Raw genomic sequence first — 18,999 nt, forward strand, 5'->3', positions numbered from 1 at the left:
GTGTTGTGAAAGCAACGTGTCTCCGCAGGCACGCTTCCCTTCTCCCCTTGCGGGAGAAGGTGGCGCGAAGCGCCGGATGAGGGGTTGTTTCCGCGCATCCCAATGAGAGTTGAACACGCGGAGGGAGACCCCTCACCCGTCTCGCCGCAACGCGGCGAGCCACCCTCTCCCGCAAGGGGAGAGGGTGTACACTGCCCGTGCCGCCCCCTCACGCCCCGTAGGTCGAGCCCTTCGGCAGCGGGAAGACCGGGTCCTGCGTGCGGATGTTGGTCGGCCACACGACGGAGATGTGCGCGCCGGCGTTCTGCATCACGACCGGCGTCGAACGTTCGTTCTGGCCGGAGAGCGGCGTGCCCGGCGGGAAGAATTTCACGCCATAGCCCTGGATCGTGCCGCCCGCGGGGATGTCGACGTCGAGCGCCGCTTTCCGGATCGCCTCGGGCTCGAAGCTGCCGTACTTCTCCTTGGCGACAGGCAGCACGTTGTTGAGCAGCACCCAGGTCTGGTTGAAGCCCATCGAGCAGTGCGGTGGCACGTCGGTGGCGCCGGTCTTGGCCTGGTAGCGACTGACCATGGTCTTGATCAGATCGCCCATGCCGGGCGCGAGCTTGGCGGGATCGAGCAGCTGTGCCGGCACCGGGTCGATGTTGCAGAAATTGTCGATGTCGGCGCCGAACGTGGCGCGCAACTTGTCGAGCTGGCTGTAGCCGGCACCGGCTCCGAACAGCATCTTGAAGCGCAGGCCGCTCTCGCGGGCCTGGCGCAGGAACAGGGTGATGTCAGGGTTATAGCCCGCGTGCGAGATCACGTCGGCCTTGGCCCGCTTGATCTTGGTCACCAGCACCGACAGGTCGGGCGCCGAGGCCGAATAGCCTTCGCGCAGCACCACCGGAATGCCGGCCTCTTTGGCATAGGCTTCGTCAGCGGAGGCAACGCCGACGCCATAAGGGCCGTCCTCGTGGATCAACGCGACCTTGACCTCCTTCGGATCCATGCCGAGCTTGGCTTTGGCGTGCTCGGTGAGGAAGCTTGCAAAGGCCTGGCCGTATTGATCCGAATGGATCTGCGCGCGAAATACGTGTTGCAGGTTCTTGTCCTTGAACACGGCGGTCGAGACCGCGGTCGTGATCCAGAGGATCTTTTTTTGCTGCTCGACCTTGGCCGCGAGCGGCACCGCATGCGAGCTGGCATAGACGCCGTTGAGGATGTCGATCTTCTCTTGGCTGATCAGGCGTTCGGCCTCGTTGATCGCAACGTCCGGCTTGCTCTGCGAATCCGCGGCGACCGGAGCAACCTTGTATTTGCCGCCGACACCGCCTTTCTCGTTGACGAGATCGATGGCGATCTGCGCGCCGATCGAGGAGGCGACCGAGCCGCCGGCGGCGAAGGGGCCGGTGAGGTCGTAGATCAGGCCGATGCGTATAGTCTCGGCTTGTGCCTGGGCGCGTGTCCAATCGAGGCTGAGTGCGGCGGCGGCAGCCGCCGATGTCTTCAGCAGCTGCCTGCGTGAAGTCGGCATCCTATCCTCCCTCAAAACCGTCGTTCGATCTTGTTGTTGTTCGCAAAGTATGGGGAGCGGGGCGGCGGAAAGTCAATATCGCCAAAGTCGAGGTTCTTCGGCGCCGGCGCTTCACGCCGGCGCGTTCGTTCGTGGGTGGTGCCGCTCAGCCCGGCCCGGCGCCTTGGGTCGCCGTATACACCGCGTAGAGCGATTGGCTTGCGGCCATGAACAGGCGGTTGCGCTTGGGGCCGCCGAAGCAGACGTTGCCGCACACTTCCGGCAGACGGATGCGGCCGAGCAGCTTGCCCTCCGGCGACCACACCGTGACGCCGCTGTAGCCGACGGCGCGTCCGGCATTGCTGGAGGCCCAGAGATTGCCGTTGACGTCGCAACGCAGGCCATCCGGTCCGCACTTCACGCCGTCGATCACGCAATCGGTGAACTTCTTCAGGTTCGACAGCTTGTTGTCGCTGCCGACGTCGAACACGAAGATCTCGCCCTTGCCGCCGGGGCCGGTGTCGCCCGGTCCCTTGCCGGTCGAGGCGATGTAGAGCTTCTTGTAGTCGGGCGAGAAGCAGAGCCCGTTCGGGTCGGGCACCTGGTCTTCGGTGACGACGAGGTCGATGCGGCCGGAGGGATCGATGCGATAGCAATTGGTCGGCAGCTCGCGCTTGCCCGGCACGAAGCCGGCCGGCTGCCCGATCCGCGGATTGAGCTTGCCGCCTGCATTGCTCGGGCCGCCCGCGACGTCGGGCTCGCCTTCGTAGAGCTGGCCGCCATACGGCGGATCGGTGAACCAATAGCTGCCGTCGGGATGCGCGGCGATGTCGTTCGGCGAGTTCAGCTTCTTGCCCTGGTAGGACTCGGCGAGCACGGTGGCGGTGCCGTCATGCTCGTAGCGCGTCACCCGCCGCGTCAGGTGTTCGCAGGAGAGCTGGCGGCCCTGGAAGTCGAACGAGTTGCCGTTGGAATTGTTGGAGGGCGAGCGGAATACGCTGACGCGGCCGTCGTCCTCGGTCCAGCGCATCTGCCGGTTGTTGGGAATGTCGCTCCACAAGAGATAGCGGCCCTGCGCACTCCACGCCGGGCCTTCGGCCCAGAGCAGCCCGGTGTAGAGACGCTTGATCGCGGTGTTGGGCTGCGCGAGATCGTTGAAGGACGGATCGACCGCGATGATGTCGGGGTCCCAGAAATAGGTTGTCGGCGCGCCGCCCGGGCCGAAATCGCGCGGCGGCGTCGTGATCGTCGTCGGCGGTGCGGCAGGCCCGGTCTGGGCCAGCGCGGGGCCCGCCAACGTGGCCGCGGCGCCGAGCGCCAGCCCCCCGACCAGCGTTCGTCGTGAAAGCGCAGCATCGTGCGCACGCTGCTCCTGCTCAGGAGCCTCCTGGCGTGTCATCGTGTCCTCCCGGTCATCTTCGGCTGGCCGGTTGATCCGGCCGAGCGAGGCGAAGGTTAGTCCGGTCTGCGTCCGGTTGCGAGGGGCAGACTTGAAACCGCGGCGTGATCGTGGGCCGCAATTTCGTCACCTTCGGGTGCGCTTGGATTGCAGGGCGCTCGTGGGGACAAAGCCGGAGCTCATTGTGCAGGTCGTCATCCTGGTCATCCTTCTCTCGTTTGCCTTTGCGGCTGGCTATTTCACGCGGGATTACGTCTCCCGAAAAAGACGCGCGGAGGCGCGCCGCTGGCGCGAGTACACGCAGCCGGACTGGCTCTCGGCCAATACGCCGGCGAACACCAACGAGATCGCGAAGGGCGTCACCGCTGCGCCCACCGGCGAGCTCGGCCAAATGCTGAACCGTTGGGAGAACAGGGCGCGCGCTCGCCGCACCGGCACGGCGTAGGCCTACCCCTTTTAGGTCACCTATGTTGACCCTCTTTTTGGCGTTGCAGTTGCGGCCATTTCTCGTCTAGAAACGGCCACATCGGGCCTCTCCCGGAAACCAACCGTCAATGGTTTTGACCGAGGATTTGAGGCTCTACAGGGTCCGGCAATGCTGATTCGCGGCCAAATCGAGGGGATTTCGGGGGAGGTGGCTCTGGCCGCCGCCGCGATCCCGGCTGCACTGCTGCCCACCCTCCTTATTGGCGGCCTTCTTCTTACTTGCCCCTGAGGGCCGGCTGGGCGCCATGCGCCTGGGCGCTCAGGGGTTCGTCGAGATCAACGGACACCTCAAGCGCCAAGGGACTGAAACGGCTCTGAACGGCGCAAACGCTCAAAAGGATATCTAGGAATGGCCACCGTGAACAAGTCCGAGAAGGACCGCGTCATCATTTTCGACACCACGCTGCGCGACGGCGAGCAGTGCCCCGGCGCCACCATGACCTTCGAGGAGAAGCTCGAGGTCGCCGAACTGCTGGATGATATGGGCGTCGACGTCATCGAGGCGGGCTTTCCGATCACCTCCGAAGGCGACTTCCAGGCGGTCAGCGAGATCGCCCGCCGCTCCAAGAACGCCGTCATCGCCGGCCTGTCGCGCGCCCATCCCGCCGACATCGACCGCTGTGCCGAAGCCGTGAAGTTCGCCAAGCGCGGCCGCGTCCACACCGTGATCGCGACCTCGCCGCTGCACATGCGGGTGAAGCTGAACAAGACCCCGGAGCAGGTGATCGAGACCTCGGTCGCGATGGTCGCGCGCGCCCGCAACCAGATCGACGACGTCGAATGGTCGGCCGAGGATGGCACCCGCAGCGAGATGGACTTTTTGTGCCGCATCGTCGAGGCCGTGATCAAGGCCGGCGCCACCACGGTGAACATCCCCGACACCGTCGGTTATACGGTGCCGGAGGAATATACCCACTTCATGAGGACGCTGATCGAGCGCGTGCCGAACTCGGACAAGGCGGTGTTCTCCGTGCACTGCCATAACGATCTCGGCATGGCGGTCGCCAACTCGCTGGCCGGCATCACCGGCGGCGCGCGCCAGGTCGAGTGCACCATCAACGGCATCGGCGAGCGCGCCGGCAACGCCGCTCTCGAAGAGATCGTGATGGCGATCAACGTACGCAACGACAAATTCCCCTACTGGAACAAGATCGACACGACGCAGCTGACCCGCGCCTCGAAGCTGGTCTCGGCGGCGACCTCGTTCCCGGTGCAATACAACAAGGCGATCGTCGGCCGGAATGCCTTCGCGCATGAGAGCGGCATTCACCAGGACGGCGTGCTGAAGGACGCTTCGACTTACGAGATCATGCGCCCCGAGATGGTGGGCCTGAAGCAGTCGTCGCTGGTGCTGGGCAAGCATTCCGGTCGCCACGCCTTCGTGCACAAGCTGGAGGAGATGGGCTACAAGCTCGGTCCGAACCAGTTGGAAGATGCGTTCACGCGGATGAAGGCGCTGGCCGACCGCAAGAAGGACATCTACGACGAGGACATCGAGGCGCTGGTCGACGAGGAGATGGCGGCCTCCCACGACCGCATCAAGCTGACCTCGCTGACGGTGATCGCCGGCACCCACGGTCCGCAGCGCGCGACCATGAAGCTCGACGTCGACGGTCAGATCAAGATCGAGGAAGCCGAGGGCAATGGCCCGGTCGACGCCGTCTTCAACTGCATCAAGCGCCTGGTGCCGCACGAGGCCAAGCTCGAGCTGTACCAGGTGCACGCAGTCACCGAGGGCACCGACGCGCAGGCGGAAGTGTCGGTGCGGCTGGCGCAGGACGGCCGCTCGATGACCGCACGTGCGGCGGATCCGGATACCCTGGTGGCTTCGGCCAAGGCCTATCTCGGCGCGCTCAACAAGATCGTCATGAAGCGCCAGCGCGACAATGTGACGACGGCGGCGGCGAGCTGAATGGCTGCCCTGCTAAGGGACAATAGCGGCTGTGTAAGCGAGCCGCTATTGATGCAGCCGGCATAAGATTGGCCACCCGGCGCCGCCGGGCGGCTCAAACAAACGACAGGGAGAGACCATGCGCACCTCGGCGATCGCCGCCTCCATCGCGGTTCTGGCACTTGGCTTGAGCGGGCCGGCATCGGCCCAATCACCGATCATCATCAAATTCAGCCACGTTGTCGCCACCGACACGCCGAAAGGCAAGGGCGCGGAGAAGTTCAAGGAGCTCGCCGAGAAGTATACCGGCGGCAAGGTCAAGGTCGAAGTCTATCCGAACTCGACGCTCTACAAGGACAAGGAAGAGCTCGAGGCGCTCCAGCTCGGCAGCGTGCAGATGCTGGCGCCGTCCAACTCCAAGTTTGGGCCGCTCGGCATCCGCGAGTTCGAGGTGTTCGACCTGCCTTACATCCTGCCCGACATCAAGACGCTGCGGAAGGTGACGGAAGGGCCGCTCGGCACCAAGCTGCTGAAGCTGCTGGATGCCAAGGGCATCACCGGCCTTGCCTATTGGGACAACGGCTTCAAGCAGATGAGCGCGAACAAGAAGCTGATCACGCCGGCCGACTATCAGGGCGTGAAATTCCGCATCCAATCCTCGCGCGTGATCCAGGCCCAGTTCAAGTCGCTCGGCTCGCTGCCGCAGGTGATGGCGTTCTCGGAAGTCTACCAGGCACTCCAGACCGGCGTGGTCGACGGCCAGGAGAACACCTGGTCGAACATCTACACCCAGAAGATGCACGAGGTTCAGAAGTACATCACTGAAACCAATCACGGCTACATCGGCTACGTGGTGATCGTGAACAAGAAATTCTGGGACGATCTGCCGGCCGACATCCGTGACCCATTGTCAAAGGCGATGAAAGAGGCGACCGAGTTCAGCAACGCGCAGTCGCAGAAGGAGAACGATGACGCGCTGGCCGAGATCAAGAAGAGCGGCAAGAGCGAGATCATCAAGCTGACGGCCGATCAGGACGAGGCGATGCGCAAGGCGATGGAGCCGGTTTACAAGGAGGCCGCGGGCCGCATCGGCCAGGGGCTGATCGACGAGTTCCTGAAGGAAGCCAAGAGCCCGACGAACTGACCTCGACGGGCGACCCCAACGAAGGGCTTCCGCGCAGCGCACGGAAGCCCTTTTTGTTGCGGATTATTTTTGTTCGCATCTGAACGGACATTCACGGCGATTACATCTCTGTAAGAGCGCGCTTCCTGTCCAAGTTGTAAGTTGCGCGTCAGCCCCCTCGCGCTCATCCTCACGGGTATCCTTCCAGAGGAGGTCAGGATGAAGAAATTCACCATCGCAGCCATCGCCGTGCTCAGCATCGCCGGCTCGGGCGCGGTCTACGCCCAATATCATCGCCCGTGGATGGAGCACGTCCGCCACATGCGCATGAACCCCGAGGACCGGGCCGCCTTCGTCGATGCGCGGATCGCCGCCGTCCATGCCGGGCTGAAGCTGAACGCAGACCAGGAGAAGCTGTGGCCGCCGGTCGAGGCGGCGGTGCGGGAGTTCGCCAAGCTGCGCATCGACCGCGCCAATGCGCGGATGAATGCCGGGCCGGGCGATGCCGACAGGGCCGAGGATCCGATCGCCCGCCTGCGCCAGCGCGCCGAGGACATGGGCGCCAGCTCCGCCGCCCTGAAGAAGATCGCCGATGCCGCCGATCCGCTCTACAAGACCCTCGATGAGGGCCAGAAACGGCGTCTCGCCGTGCTGACCCGGCACCGCGGCCCGTTCGGCGGCGGCGAGGACGGCCCGCGCCACCACTTCAAGGAGCGCATGGACCGCATGATGGAACGGGGCATGGACCACTTCCACCACGACCGCTTCGACCGTGACCGCGGTCCCGACCGGGACCGGGAGGGCCGGCTCTGAACGGACCGGTTCTCAGGCCGTAAACCTGGCGAAGCCGCTGGAATCCAGCGGCTTTTCGCATTTTCGGGGCTGCGGACGAGACCTTGGAAAACTTGCGTCCGATCGCTTGCCAGACCCGGAACGCTTTGCTAAACGACCGGCCTCGCAAGGCCTTGACCGCCTTTCGGGCGCATAGCTCAGTTGGTAGAGCAGCTGACTCTTAATCAGCGGGTCCCAGGTTCGAGCCCTGGTGCGCCCACCAAGCTTTTCAAAGACTTGGCCAGACCTCGCGCAGAACGGACGTTTCGGTTGGAAGCTTGGCTTGATCGACCCTCTCTGTGGGCGAGACTAAGTCACACACCCGTTTGGCTCTGTCCCTCACTGCACATTCGCAGCATGAGATACAGCGCGAGGGTCGCGCAGTACAGGCGGATTACATGAGCGTCGTAGATTAGGACACTCTGGCGAGGAACACGGACGTGCTCGAGCGGCTCTGCGTAATCGGCAAGAGCGCAGACGGTGCGATGAATAACTCGTTCGATCGAGAAGCTGCGGGACAGCCGATGAGCGCCAGCGTTCTGTCGATCTCTTCGAAAAGGATAGCCAGGGTCTTGGATGCCACAGCCCCTTGCGGCAAATCCGTAGAGGACGGATCGACCTAGCAGCACCGCTTTGGCGCATAACTAGGAGCGGGGCCGCGGCCTGCCTCGACCAGTCGTCCGGGAAGGCGAGCGCCACGCTTCGAGGAGCATCTGGATAGATCCGCTATTTTGGGCGGGACGTGTTCTCCCTCTCGCTCTGTCCCTCCCGTGAAGCACGAGCTGGACTGTTAGCAATTCGCTTCACAGCCTCAGCTCAATGCGTGACCGGCCAGCCCGTAAACCCACGGCTCGTTTCCCTTTCGGTTCAGGAATCGCCGTCCCTTGGACATGGTAGTGACTGTATCGTTCATTCCGAGGCGGCTCTGTTGAAGAAAATCCGCAAACAGACCCGTCTGCTCCCGCGTATCAACGCGGGCGAACTTTCCGGCGAGATCCTTGAGATGCACGGCCGTAAGATGGATCGCGTCACAATCATTGCTGGCGACGATAGGGCCGATCACATGACCGCGCCCGAATTCGCGCTTCATGGAATAACCGACGGTCTCACCGCCACGACGCAGGACGCAGATTGACGCACCTTCAGAAAGCAATGCAAGCAGCCTCTGACGACTGGTCCCGAACGCGCGTTCATCCAGTGCTGTGATCTCTTGGATATTCCCGGTGAGCGGGCTCAATTCGCCGTCGAGCGCCGGCACTGGCGGAGGTGGTGACACGGCCTCTCCCTGCCACTGATAGACGGTGGCTTCCTTCGTGAAGCCCAGGGAAAGATACAGATGATACGCGGCATCGGTCGAATTGAGGCTTAGAGTCCGGTCGCCACACCGCTCGAACACCTGCTCCATGAGCCAACGGCCGGTACCCTGCGCCTGGGTTCGGGGCGATGTGATCACCAGGCCAATGGTCGCGAACTCGCGGCCATATGGGAACCACATCGCGCTGCCGAAGACGCGTCCTATGCCATCAACGGCTACGATGCCGTGACCTGCGCGGCGCAAAAAATCCCAATCCTTGGGTCGATGCGGCCAGCCAACCCCGGTCGAGAGTGCGTGGAGCAGCGTCACATCAACGTCGTTGATGTCCTTCGCGGCCAGCTCAAAGGACTTCACACGTACCGTTCGTCCCATCTCGACTCGTCCGTTCCTTCGCGGGATGCCAATCTTTCGCACATCGCGCCTTTTCTTTTCTGCCAGGGTAGCGGGCTTATTTCGCCCACTATCGCACGGAAAGCCAGCAGGTTTCCCCTGTTTGGGCCCTCTTTTCGAAATCTTCGGCCTGTCTTGCAACGTAATTCGGCAGGGAAAGCTCCCGCTCGCAGCTATCCTCTCGGTGTTCGGCAAAAATCGTGGAGGCAGACCGGATCGCCGTGAATCCCCACGAATGTCTTGCAAGGCTAGTCGCTTTTCCCGACGTCGTCGACATACCGAGCGAGGCGGAGACGTGCATCGATGGCATTTCTTTTCAATTCTGATGCTGCCAGGGGCGCAGTCTTCCGGGAGGCTTTTGCGTGCGAGCTCCCTGACCTGGAATTTTACCATTGCAGTGAAGCTATCGATCCGGAAAAGATACGGTACCTGCTGACCTGGAACGTGCCAGACGATGTCTGGCGCTTCTGTAATCTGGAGCTGCTCTTTTCCATCGGCGCCGGCGTCGATCAGTTCAATCCGGAGACCATACCTGGCCACGTGAAGCTCGTGCGCATGGTCGAGGATGGCATCATACGCATGATGCAGGAATACGTCGTCCTTGGTGTGCTGACGCTGCATCGCGAGATGCTGGCCTACCAAGGGCAGCAGAGAAGGGGCGTTTGGCAAGCGCTTCCAACGTCCCAGGCGACCGATCGCCGTATTGGCTTCCTGGGGCTTGGCATGCTGGCGCAAGCTGCAATCGACCGCCTGAAGCCTTTCCAGTTTCCCATCGCCGCGTGGAGCCGCAGCGAAAAAACTGTCGAGGGAGTCGCCTGCTTTCATGGGGACGACCAGCTTGGTGACTTCCTGCGAGGAACGAATATCCTCGTCTGTCTTCTTCCCCTGACGGAGCAAACAAGCGGCATCCTGAACGCAAGGCTCTTCTCGCTTTTGCCAGCGGGAGCGAGGCTGCTCCATGTCGGCCGCGGCCCGCAGCTCGACCAGGGCGCACTCATCGAGGCGCTCGACAGCGGGCACCTTGCAGCCGCCATGCTTGACGTCACCGATCCCGAGCCGCTGCCGGACGGCCATCTACTCTGGTCCCATCCGAAGGTGATCATCACGCCGCATATCGCATCCGTGACCCAACCGCATACGGCGGCACAATCGGTCATAGAGAACATCCGGCGCCACCGCGCTGGACGAAATCCGATCGGCCTTGTCGATCGAACACTCGGCTACTAACAGGAAAAAAGCCATGTCTCTTCTGGTCACCATTGACACCAATCCGGACTTTGCACCGAAGAACGCCTTGCCTGCTCCGGAACGGCTCATCTCCGGCAATCCATCGTTCAAGACCTGGGCACAGGACGCCTCGAAAGGCGAGAAGGTGCTGACCGGTGTCTGGGAAGCGACACCCGGCGAGACTCATTCCATCAAGGGCTCCACGTTCGAGTTCTGTCACATTCTCTCGGGTCTCATCGAGATCGAGGAAAAGGGTGGTGAGACCAGGAGGTACCGCGCCGGCGACAGCTTTGTGATGAAACCCGGCTTCGTTGGCGTCTGGCGCACGATCGAGACCGTGCGAAAGATCTACGTCTGTCATTATGATTGAGACGATGCTGAGGGCTGCACTAGTGGCGCTCAGAATATTCGACCTCCGGGGCCGCGCCTGACCAGATTCAACGCGGCCAGACATTTCATTCTCAATGAAAAATGCGGCGTGCGGTTCTGTACTGCTCGCATGAGATGGCTTCGTCTCGCCACGCGCAAATCCAGGCAGTGATGGTGAGGTCGGGCCCGAAACCAAGGAACAAGCCCATGATTGCATTGAAGGACAAGGATCTGTTTCGCCAGCATGCGCTGATCGGCAGCAACTGGCGGGACGCGAGCACGAGAGCCACCGTTGATGTCATTGATCCTGCCAGCCAGAAAGTGCTTGGCACCATCCCGGATATGGGCCGAGACGAGACCAGGGCAGCAATTGACGCGGCGGCCGCCGCGTTCAAGCACTGGAAGACCCGGGCTCATGCAGAGCGTGCTGCGCTGCTGGAGCGCTGGTATGAGCTCATGCGGCACCATGAGCAGGATTTGGCTCTTCTGCTCACGCTGGAACAGGGCAAGCCGCTTGCTGAATCTCTCGGAGAGATCCGTTATGGGGCATCCTTCGTCAAATGGTTTGCCGAAGAGGCCCGCCGCATCAACGGATCGACAATCCCGGCGCCCAGCGTCGATCGCCGCATTCTGGTGCTGAAAGAACCGGTCGGCGTCTGCGGGATCATCACGCCCTGGAATTTCCCCAACGCGATGATAACCCGCAAAGTGGCACCAGCGCTTGCTGCGGGCTGCACAGTGGTCATCAAGCCGTCTGAGTTTACGCCTTTTTCAGCTCTCGCCATCGCTGTCCTGGCTGAGCGGGCCGGAATCCCGGCGGGCGTGATCAACATCGTGACGGGCATGCCGGCGGACATCGGCGCGGAGCTGATGGCCAATGAAACCGTCCGCAAGATCTCGTTCACCGGATCGACACGCGTCGGCGCTTTGCTGATGAGGGGCGCCGCCGACAACATCAAGCGGCTCAGCCTCGAGCTCGGCGGCAACGCGCCGTTCATCGTCTTTGACGATGCCGACGTCGACCGGGCGGTCGAGGGGGCGATTGCGTCAAAATTCCGCAATGGCGGGCAAACGTGCGTCTGCTGCAATCGCATCCTGGTGCAAGCTGGCATCTACGACGCCTTCGCCCAGAAGCTCGCCAGCCGGGTTGAAAAAATGAAGGTCGGTGCCGGGACGGAAGAGGGGGTCGCAATCGGGCCGATGATCAACAGCGCGGCGATCGAGAAGATCAAGCGGCACGTCACGGACGCCCTGGATAAGGGCGCAAAGATCATCTCGGAGAGTGAGGCGGTGCCGGAAGGTCGGCAATATGCCCGCCCTCTCGTGCTCGGCGGCGCAACAACTGAGATGCTCCTGGCTTCGGAAGAGACCTTCGGGCCGGTCGCACCGCTTTTCCGCTTTGAGACCGAGGACGAGGCGATTGCGATCGCCAACGGCACGCCTTTTGGCCTTGCCGCCTATTTCTACACGGAAAACCTCAAGCGCTCCTGGCGTGTTGCCGAGGCGCTCGAGTTCGGCATGGTCGGCTTGAACACCGGCCTGATCTCGACCGAGGTGGCGCCTTTCGGCGGTGTCAAACAGTCGGGCCTAGGACGCGAGGGATCTCAACTCGGGATAGAAGAATATCTCGAGACCAAGGCGCTCCACGTCGGCGGTCTGGACTGAGCGGCCCAATATCTGAAGCAAGAAAGGGGGGCGGTCGAACCGCCCCCTTTTTTGCTTCACGGCGCACCGATCTCGATTGAAGCTTTTGAAGAACTGAAGCGCAACGAGAGAACCTGAGGGAACTGCGCTCACGCGCTCTTGCGCAGGGGCTCCAGGCCGACTGCTGCGGCAAGCCCTCCGATGTCAGCCACCTCGGTGTATTCATAGAAGGGGTTCGCGGGCTCGTGACCGCGGTTCACCCAGACCTTGCTCTTGATGCCCAGATCGTAGGCGGTCATCAGATCGTAGCGGAACGAGGAGGAGACGTGAGTGATATCTTCCGGGCCGCAGCCCAGCTTGTCGAACATGTATTCGAAGCCTTTCATGTGCGGCTTGTAGGCGCCAGTCTCCTCGGCCGTGATGACCGTGTGGAAGGGAGCGCCGAGCTTGTCCACGTTGGACATGATGAGGTTCTTCATGGAGTTCGACAAGATGACCAGCGGAATCTCCCTGGCAACCTTGGCCAGACCCGCCGGGACGTCCGGATGTGGACCCCACGTGTGGATCTCTTCATTGATGCGCTGGGCATCCTCCGGCCGAAATACGATACCGTTGCGCTTGCAAGCGCGCTCTACTGAATTGTGCACGACCTCGAAGTACGGCTTCCACGCGCCAAGAACTTCGTCCAGGCGATAGGCAGCGAAATCCTTGATGAAGCTTGCCATCGTCGTGGCAGAAAGTTGAGAGCCGTAGACCCTCCTTGCCGCGCCGGCCATGTCGAAATTGGTCAGCGTGCCGTAACAGTCGAAGGTGATGTATTTCGGTCTAAACGTTGCCATCGCTCGATCCTTTTCGGTCCTCACGCACCGCGGTCCGGTACGACAGGGATCATAGCGAGCAGAGGACCGGATAAAGCACCGCTGTCGCGGCGACGGAGAGCAGATTGTGTCGTATCGGATCGGCGCCGTGGCAGAGAGTTGTGTGAAAAGGCGCCTCCGAGTTGAGCGCCAATGCCAGGCACAGGCCGATGCCGGCACAAGATGCCGCGTCGATCGTCAATCAAAGTCAAAACGCCTTGCGTCCATGTCATGCCTGGGAGCAACTGCTGTTCCGGGCGTCTTACGTTGAGCTCCGAAGACATTGGGAGTGCCGCACAAGCGTGCGGTTGATCTGGAGGACAACATGTTGAGCAACTCGCTGGTTGAGCTCGATCGCGCGCATCTGATTCATCCGGTCTCATCCTATCGCAGCCACGAGGCGACTGGCGTCCGCGTGCTGAAGTCAGGGAAAGGCGCGACGCTGACCGATGTCTCGGGCCGTCAATTGCTGGACGGCTTCGCCGGCCTGTGGTGTGTCAATGCCGGCTATGGGCAGGACAGCATCGTCGAAGCGGCTTTGAGGCAGCTCCGCGAGCTGCCCTATGCGACGGGTTATTTCGGATTGGGCTCCGACCCGGCCATCCGGCTGGCCGCCAGACTCGCTGAATTGGCGCCTGGCGATCTGAACCATGTCTATTTCACCTTGGGCGGCTCCGACGCCGTCGACAGCACGATCCGGTTCATCCGCTACTATTATCATGCCAAGGGTAGGCCGCAGAAGGACCAGTTCATTTCCGTCGAATCTGGTTACCATGGATCGTCGACGGCAGGATCTGGCCTGACGGCGCTGCCGGCTTTTCATGCGGGATTTGGAGTGCCATACAGCTGGCAGCACAAAATTCCCTCGCACTACGCCTATCGGAACCCCGTCGGTTCGCATCCCCAGGCGATCATTGCGGCGTCGGTCGCGGCTCTGCGCGCCAAGATCGCCGAGCTCGGCGCCGAACGCGTCGCGGCCTTCTATGTCGAGCCGATACAGGGGTCCGGAGGCGTCCTCGTTCCGCCGCCGTCCTGGATGAAAGCGATGCACGCTGTTTGCAAGGAGCACGACATTCTGTTCGTTGCCGATGAGGTCATCACCGGCTTTGGCCGTGTCGGTCCGTTGTTCGCCTGTGAAGAGGACGACGTCGTGCCGGATCTCATGACAACGGCAAAAGGGCTTACCTCGGGCTATGTGCCGATGGGGGCCGTTCTGATGTCCGACCGCGTCTACAACACGATCGCTGATGGCGCCGGCAAGGCTGCCATCGGCCACGGCTACACCTATTCGGCACATCCCGTCAGCGCAGCTGTCGGGCTTGCGTGCCTTGATCTTTACGAAAACGGCTTGCTGGAAAACGGCCGGAAGGCGGGATGCCGTCTCATGGAAGGCCTTCGCGCGCTGGCGGATCATCCGCTCGTCGGCGATGTCCGCGGTCGCGGCATGCTGGCTGCGATTGAGCTCGTCACTGACAAGGAGCGCAAGACGCCGCTGCCGGCGGAAGCCGATCCAGCGCGCCGTATTTTCGACCGCGCATGGGACAACGGTCTCGTCATCCGCGCCTTTGCCCAGGGCGTGCTCGGCTATGCGCCGCCGCTCTGCTGCACGGATGCGGACATCGACGGCATCATCGAGCGGACAAGGACTACGCTGGACCAGACGCTGGAAGATAGGGACGTGCGCGCAGCGATGAGAGGATAATCGCTGCGCCTGTTTGTCAACCGTTGAATATGCTTTCCAGCGGCAGATGGGATTTCACGATCGGGGACTTCAGCACGACAAAACTGAAATACTTGTCGATGCCGATATCCATCTCGACCAGCCGTTCCATGACGGCCTGGTATTCGCTGATACCCGCCGTGATGAACTTGACGAGATAGTCGTACCCACCCGAAACGAGGTGGCATTCGACGACGGAATCGATCTTTTCAATGGTCGTGAGAAAGCGCGCGAAATCGATCTGCCGGTGATTCTTCAGGGTGATTTCAGCGAAGACGGTTAGAGTTTGTCCGAGCTTGGCAACATCGATCTGGGCGGAGTAGCCAGTGATGAAGCCCTCCGTCTGGAGCCTCTTGACGCGCATCAGGCACGGACTCGGGGAAAGGTTGATCAGCTCTGCGAGCTCGACGTTGGAGATCCGCCCGTTCTTCTGCAGTTCGCATAAAATCCTGATGTCGATCTTATCGAGCTTCATAGCAGTGCCATCAGATGGGGCCGACAACGGCGTGAGGGCTTTGAGACTTCAGCGTCATATGCATTGTCATAGCATCAACCAGCGTCTTTTCCCACCGAGGCGGAAGCTGCAATTCAGAACTCGCTGACCTTGCCCCAGGCGCTCTTTTTCAGCCGCGCCGGCCTGTAGGGGCGCGGGTCGACGATCGGCGGATCACCCGTGATGATGTCGGCGATCATATGACCCGCGCCTGGGCCAATTCCAAAACCGTGGCCGCTGAATCCCGCCGCAAGGACGAACCCTGGAATGGACTCAACTTCACCGATTGCTGGAATGCCGTCCGGCGTGCTGTCGATGTAGCCGGCCCAGACGTTTGAGATTTCGACGCGCTCAAGTTCCGGCACGAGCTTGCAAGCTCGTCGATGTGTCGCCCGAATCTGCCTCATGTCAGGGCGAGGATCGAGCGTCCGGTTCAGCTCCATCGGGGTCACCTCATCGAGCCCCCATTTCGCCAGGGATTCATGGCCGTGCCGCAGGCCCTCGAAAGCCCCAGGGCTGAGACTTCGCCAGCGGCGGGCGAACATGGGCAGGAATTCGCGGCCGAACCTGAATTGCTGCGGCGTCGGATCGACTCGCGCGCGCCCGCTGATTGCGAGCGTGTATCCGCCATTGCCGCGCCGCGTGAGCGAGACGAGCCCGGTGTAAAGGGCATCAGGAAGGCCGGCGGCGCCAGGGGCCACGGCGAGAATAGACTGGCGAACGGATGCCTGCGGGAAGCGAATTCCCAGCTGGTTGCAGAACGAGGACGCCCATGCACCTCCTGCCATGACCGCCGTCTTCGTCCGGATCGTGCCCGCTTCCGTCACCACTCCGCTGACGCGGCCGGCAGTGAGCTCTATGCCACGAGCCGCGCAAAGCTGGTGCACGCTGCCACCCGCCGCCATGATGCCGCGCGCGGCGACGGGCACGGCCTTTGAAGTATCTGCCGTGCCGTCTGTCGGCGAGAAGACGCCGCCCTTCCACTTGCGACCGGTCGCCCTGCCTCTCTCGCTCGCTTCTTCCGCACTCAGCATGTGCGTCGTGACCCCGACGGTCCTGGCAAAGTCTCGCCACTTTGCCCAGCCGGCCAGCTCATTGTCGTCGTTCGACAGATACAAAAGCCCACAGCGGCGAAAACCCGTATCTTCACCGGTCTCTCCGGCAACCCTTTCCCAGAGATCCAGGCTCTTGGTCGCAAGCGGTAACTCGCGCGCATCGCGGTTCTGTTGGCGGCACCATCCCCAGTTGCGGCTGGACTGCTCGGCGGCGACGCGGCCCTTTTCAAGCAAAGCAACCTTGAGGCCGCGGCGGGCGAGATAGTAGCTTGTGAACACGCCCACGACGCCGCCGCCGATCACAACGACGTCTGCCTCACGAGGTAGGGATGGATTGGATTCGATATGCAGGAGCGGCGCGCTCATCGGATTGGGGATCTCCGGTGGTTGCCGTAGCGTAACCGAGGAATTGCCGCAGCCCTCACGGACTTTCGCCGTGAGACCGAATATCCTGCGGTTTGCTGCCTTTGACACAGGCTATTATTGCGAAAATACTTTGCTTGCATCGCAGCTTGCAGGCGGCCAGCCAGACGCACGCGCTCGCGCAATCCATTGCGCTCCCTCCTGGCTGGGCGCCACGGCGGGTCTCGCGGCGCAGACTGAAATGCCAAATCGGACTTCGTTTTCAGAAGTTCCTGCTGCTTCGATGCCGGCTTTCGGCGACTCTGCGGTGATCGACATCGTCAAGATCGGCAGAACCAACCGATCGATGGTCGAAGTCCAAAGAGGCAACTTGCATGAGCCTTGTCCAGGAGCAGGCCTTCGCGGAAGCGATCAAGCCATGACGTGGATGCCAACTGAGCTTCGCTTCGATCGAGCTGGCCAATTAGGTCGGTGCTGCGCTCTAAGCAACAGCTCTTGCTTCTTGCGCGAAGAGGCCTGAATCATGTCGCAGCCTCCAACGAAGGAATGGCAAGTTGAGCGGCGAATTATCGACCTGTCCAAGGAGCGTGGAGGCGCAAGGAGCCGAAGGCGCCGGCCGCAGCAAGATGACGGCACCGGCTTGAAAAAGGAGGATGCTTTCATGGCCTCTGGCATCCAGGTGGCAAGCCCCGTCGATGTCGCGCTGTCGGTGCGCGAGCTGACCGTGAGTCTGCCGGAAGGAATGGAGCGAGCCTACGCCGTCGAGAATATCTCCTTCGATCTGAAACGCGGGCAGATTCTCTGTATCATCGGGGAATCCGGATCGGGCAAGTCGGTCACCGCGAATGCGATCATGGGGCTTCTACCGAAAGCGATCCGGGTCTCTTCGGGTGCGATCCACCTGGATGGGGAGAACATGGTGGGCCTCTCGCCCGACAAGCTCCGCAGCCTGCGCGGCCGCATCGTTTCAATGATCTTTCAAGACCCTCTCTCGGCGCTCAACCCGCTGATGACCGTGGGCGCGCAGATCGAAGAGGTGATGGCTGCGCACGACGTCGGAACGCCGGCCTCCCGTCGCAGCAGGGCGATTGATCTGTTGATTGAAGTGGGTCTGCCCGATCCGCAGCTTATGTATCATCAATATCCATTCCGGCTTTCGGGTGGACAGCGGCAGCGCGTGATGATCGCCATGGCTCTGGCTCTCGAGCCCGCGATCCTGATTGCAGACGAGCCGACCACCGCCCTGGACGTGACGACCCAGGCGCAGATCCTCAAATTGATCCGCGACATTCAGCGCCGCAAGGGGATGAGCGTCATGTTCATCACCCACGATTTTGGCGTCGTGGCTGAGATCGCCGATTACGTTGTGGTGATGGAGAAAGGCCATTGCGTGGAGCAGGGCAGTGCCGAGCAGGTGCTGAAGTCGCCAAGCCACCTCTATACGCGCCGACTGATCGCAGCCGTCCCGCACCTGACCGGCAAAAACCGTGTGCCCTTGGAAGCTGGTGACCCAGTTGCCATTCTCAAGGTTGAATGCCTCGCAAAAACCTATCGCAGCGGCAGCGCGCTTTTGCGCACGCAACGCATCGTCCCTGCGGTCAATGGGGTCAGTTTCGACCTCACGTCGGGCCGCACGCTCGGCGTCGTCGGGGAGAGCGGTTCGGGCAAGTCGTCGCTCGGTCGGCTGCTGATCAAGCTCATGGAGTGCGACAGCGGCTCGATTCTGTTCGAAGGGCGTGACATTGCCGGGCTTTCCGAGGCCGAGTTTCGATCGCTGCGGCCCAGGATCCAGATGATCTTCCAGGATCCCTTTGCCTCGCTGAATCCGCGATCGACGGTCGGGCATATTCTCACGGTCGGTCCCGTTGCGCATGGGGTGCCATACAGCGAGGCTGCCGAGCGGGCGCGGGAGCTTCTGTCCCATGTCGGCCTCGATTCAGGAGCCTTCGACCGCTATCCGCACGAGTTCTCCGGCGGGCAGCGCCAGCGCATCGGCATCGCGCGGGCGCTGATGTTCAAGCCGAAGCTGCTGGTCGCCGACGAAGCGGTCTCTGCGCTCGACGTATCGATCCAGGCCCAGATCTTGAGGCTGCTGGATCAGATTCAACGCGAGACGGGCGTCTCGATGATCTTCATCACCCATGATCTGCGCGTCGCAAGCCAGATCTGCGATGAAATTGCCGTCATGCATCGAGGACAGATCGTTGAACGGGGGCCGCCGTCCCAGATCTTCCTCAACCCGAAATCCAGCTACACGCGAGAACTGGTGGCAGCGATCCCCGGCGAGCAGCCCGGGAGCATGCCTCAAGATGAAAGCCACGTCGGACACAACAGCTAA

General features: G+C 62.0%; 15 protein-coding genes and 1 tRNA gene. 10 read left to right on the plus strand and 6 right to left on the minus strand.

Going from position 1 to position 18,999, the window contains the following annotated elements:
• Nucleotides 1-208: 208 nt before the first annotated feature.
• Nucleotides 209-1,519: an ABC transporter substrate-binding protein gene (locus tag I6F24_RS23670; RefSeq protein ID WP_057026370.1), complete on the minus strand. Its 1,311-nt coding sequence runs from the start codon at nt 1,517-1,519 to the stop codon at nt 209-211.
• Nucleotides 1,520-1,664: 145 nt separating this feature from the next.
• The gene (locus I6F24_RS23675; protein ID WP_036006753.1) at nt 1,665-2,897 is read right to left on the minus strand and encodes an SMP-30/gluconolactonase/LRE family protein; all 1,233 of its coding nucleotides are present in this window, start codon (nt 2,895-2,897) and stop codon (nt 1,665-1,667) included.
• A 181-nt stretch (nt 2,898-3,078) separates the two neighbouring features.
• On the opposite strand from I6F24_RS23675, the gene I6F24_RS23680 reads away from it, so the two are divergent.
• The 5 genes from I6F24_RS23680 (at nt 3,079) to I6F24_RS23700 (ending at nt 7,451) form a co-directional block, all read left to right on the plus strand.
• Nucleotides 3,079-3,342: a hypothetical protein gene (locus tag I6F24_RS23680; RefSeq protein ID WP_225114519.1), complete on the plus strand. Its 264-nt coding sequence runs from the start codon at nt 3,079-3,081 to the stop codon at nt 3,340-3,342.
• Between the two features lie 390 nt (nt 3,343-3,732).
• Nucleotides 3,733-5,295, plus strand: coding sequence for a 2-isopropylmalate synthase (locus tag I6F24_RS23685; protein ID WP_036037552.1), 1,563 nt, complete (start codon nt 3,733-3,735; stop codon nt 5,293-5,295).
• A 118-nt stretch (nt 5,296-5,413) separates the two neighbouring features.
• Entirely contained in the window at nt 5,414-6,418 is a 1,005-nt protein-coding gene (locus I6F24_RS23690; protein WP_036025066.1) for a TRAP transporter substrate-binding protein, read from the plus strand.
• A gap of 198 nt (nt 6,419-6,616) precedes the next feature.
• Entirely contained in the window at nt 6,617-7,210 is a 594-nt protein-coding gene (locus I6F24_RS23695) for a Spy/CpxP family protein refolding chaperone (protein ID WP_085972165.1), read from the plus strand.
• A gap of 165 nt (nt 7,211-7,375) precedes the next feature.
• Nucleotides 7,376-7,451, plus strand: a tRNA-Lys gene (locus I6F24_RS23700).
• Between the two features lie 588 nt (nt 7,452-8,039).
• On the opposite strand, the gene I6F24_RS23705 is transcribed toward I6F24_RS23700, so the two are convergent.
• Nucleotides 8,040-8,915 carry a GNAT family N-acetyltransferase gene (locus tag I6F24_RS23705; RefSeq protein WP_036008192.1) on the minus strand — a complete coding sequence of 292 codons (876 nt, stop codon included), beginning with the start codon at nt 8,913-8,915 and terminating at the stop codon, nt 8,040-8,042.
• 321 nt (nt 8,916-9,236) lie between these two features.
• On the opposite strand from I6F24_RS23705, the gene I6F24_RS23710 reads away from it, so the two are divergent.
• From I6F24_RS23710 to I6F24_RS23720, 3 genes are all read left to right on the plus strand, one after another.
• The gene (locus I6F24_RS23710) at nt 9,237-10,160 is read left to right on the plus strand and encodes a glyoxylate/hydroxypyruvate reductase A (protein WP_225114742.1); all 924 of its coding nucleotides are present in this window, start codon (nt 9,237-9,239) and stop codon (nt 10,158-10,160) included.
• A gap of 13 nt (nt 10,161-10,173) precedes the next feature.
• Entirely contained in the window at nt 10,174-10,530 is a 357-nt protein-coding gene (locus I6F24_RS23715) for a cupin domain-containing protein (RefSeq protein WP_109142887.1), read from the plus strand.
• Nucleotides 10,531-10,736: 206 nt separating this feature from the next.
• Nucleotides 10,737-12,194 (plus strand): NAD-dependent succinate-semialdehyde dehydrogenase, encoded by a 1,458-nt coding sequence (locus tag I6F24_RS23720; RefSeq protein WP_225150322.1) that lies wholly within the window; start codon nt 10,737-10,739, stop codon nt 12,192-12,194.
• Between the two features lie 128 nt (nt 12,195-12,322).
• On the opposite strand, the gene I6F24_RS23725 is transcribed toward I6F24_RS23720, so the two are convergent.
• Nucleotides 12,323-13,012, minus strand: a complete 690-nt coding sequence (locus I6F24_RS23725) for a haloacid dehalogenase type II (protein WP_036025117.1) — start codon at nt 13,010-13,012, stop codon at nt 12,323-12,325.
• A 343-nt stretch (nt 13,013-13,355) separates the two neighbouring features.
• Here I6F24_RS23725 and I6F24_RS23730 point away from each other — a divergent pair, with 343 nt between their 5' ends.
• Complete coding sequence (locus I6F24_RS23730) at nt 13,356-14,732, plus strand: aspartate aminotransferase family protein (RefSeq protein WP_036025159.1); 1,377 nt, start codon at nt 13,356-13,358, stop codon at nt 14,730-14,732.
• A gap of 16 nt (nt 14,733-14,748) precedes the next feature.
• On the opposite strand, the gene I6F24_RS23735 is transcribed toward I6F24_RS23730, so the two are convergent.
• Both I6F24_RS23735 and I6F24_RS23740 read right to left on the minus strand, forming a co-directional pair.
• Complete coding sequence (locus I6F24_RS23735) at nt 14,749-15,225, minus strand: Lrp/AsnC family transcriptional regulator (RefSeq protein WP_027544593.1); 477 nt, start codon at nt 15,223-15,225, stop codon at nt 14,749-14,751.
• Between the two features lie 113 nt (nt 15,226-15,338).
• Nucleotides 15,339-16,664, minus strand: a complete 1,326-nt coding sequence (locus I6F24_RS23740; protein WP_036025119.1) for an FAD-binding oxidoreductase — start codon at nt 16,662-16,664, stop codon at nt 15,339-15,341.
• Nucleotides 16,665-17,322: 658 nt separating this feature from the next.
• Between I6F24_RS23740 and I6F24_RS23745 the strand changes: the two genes are divergently transcribed.
• A complete protein-coding gene (locus I6F24_RS23745; RefSeq protein ID WP_036025124.1) occupies nt 17,323-18,999 on the plus strand; it encodes an ABC transporter ATP-binding protein in 1,677 nt (558 codons plus the stop codon).

Source organism: Bradyrhizobium sp. BRP23, from assembly GCF_020194135.1.
Classification (GTDB): domain Bacteria; phylum Pseudomonadota; class Alphaproteobacteria; order Rhizobiales; family Xanthobacteraceae; genus Bradyrhizobium; species Bradyrhizobium yuanmingense.

What these genes read in the sequence shown, in the direction of transcription:
- I6F24_RS23720 (WP_225150322.1), top strand. Translation starts at nt 10,737, where the DNA reads ATGATTGCATTGAAGGACAAGGATCTGTTTCGCCAGCATGCGCTGATC.
- I6F24_RS23730 (WP_036025159.1), top strand. Translation starts at nt 13,356, where the DNA reads ATGTTGAGCAACTCGCTGGTTGAGCTCGATCGCGCGCATCTGATTCAT.
- I6F24_RS23695 (WP_085972165.1), top strand. Translation starts at nt 6,617, where the DNA reads ATGAAGAAATTCACCATCGCAGCCATCGCCGTGCTCAGCATCGCCGGC.
- I6F24_RS23675 (WP_036006753.1), bottom strand. Translation starts at nt 2,897, where the DNA reads ATGACACGCCAGGAGGCTCCTGAGCAGGAGCAGCGTGCGCACGATGCT.
- I6F24_RS23690 (WP_036025066.1), top strand. Translation starts at nt 5,414, where the DNA reads ATGCGCACCTCGGCGATCGCCGCCTCCATCGCGGTTCTGGCACTTGGC.
- I6F24_RS23725 (WP_036025117.1), bottom strand. Translation starts at nt 13,012, where the DNA reads ATGGCAACGTTTAGACCGAAATACATCACCTTCGACTGTTACGGCACG.
- I6F24_RS23740 (WP_036025119.1), bottom strand. Translation starts at nt 16,664, where the DNA reads ATGAGCGCGCCGCTCCTGCATATCGAATCCAATCCATCCCTACCTCGT.
- I6F24_RS23745 (WP_036025124.1), top strand. Translation starts at nt 17,323, where the DNA reads ATGGCCTCTGGCATCCAGGTGGCAAGCCCCGTCGATGTCGCGCTGTCG.
- I6F24_RS23710 (WP_225114742.1), top strand. Translation starts at nt 9,237, where the DNA reads ATGGCATTTCTTTTCAATTCTGATGCTGCCAGGGGCGCAGTCTTCCGG.
- I6F24_RS23705 (WP_036008192.1), bottom strand. Translation starts at nt 8,915, where the DNA reads ATGGGACGAACGGTACGTGTGAAGTCCTTTGAGCTGGCCGCGAAGGAC.
- I6F24_RS23715 (WP_109142887.1), top strand. Translation starts at nt 10,174, where the DNA reads ATGTCTCTTCTGGTCACCATTGACACCAATCCGGACTTTGCACCGAAG.
- I6F24_RS23735 (WP_027544593.1), bottom strand. Translation starts at nt 15,225, where the DNA reads ATGAAGCTCGATAAGATCGACATCAGGATTTTATGCGAACTGCAGAAG.
- I6F24_RS23685 (WP_036037552.1), top strand. Translation starts at nt 3,733, where the DNA reads ATGGCCACCGTGAACAAGTCCGAGAAGGACCGCGTCATCATTTTCGAC.
- I6F24_RS23670 (WP_057026370.1), bottom strand. Translation starts at nt 1,519, where the DNA reads ATGCCGACTTCACGCAGGCAGCTGCTGAAGACATCGGCGGCTGCCGCC.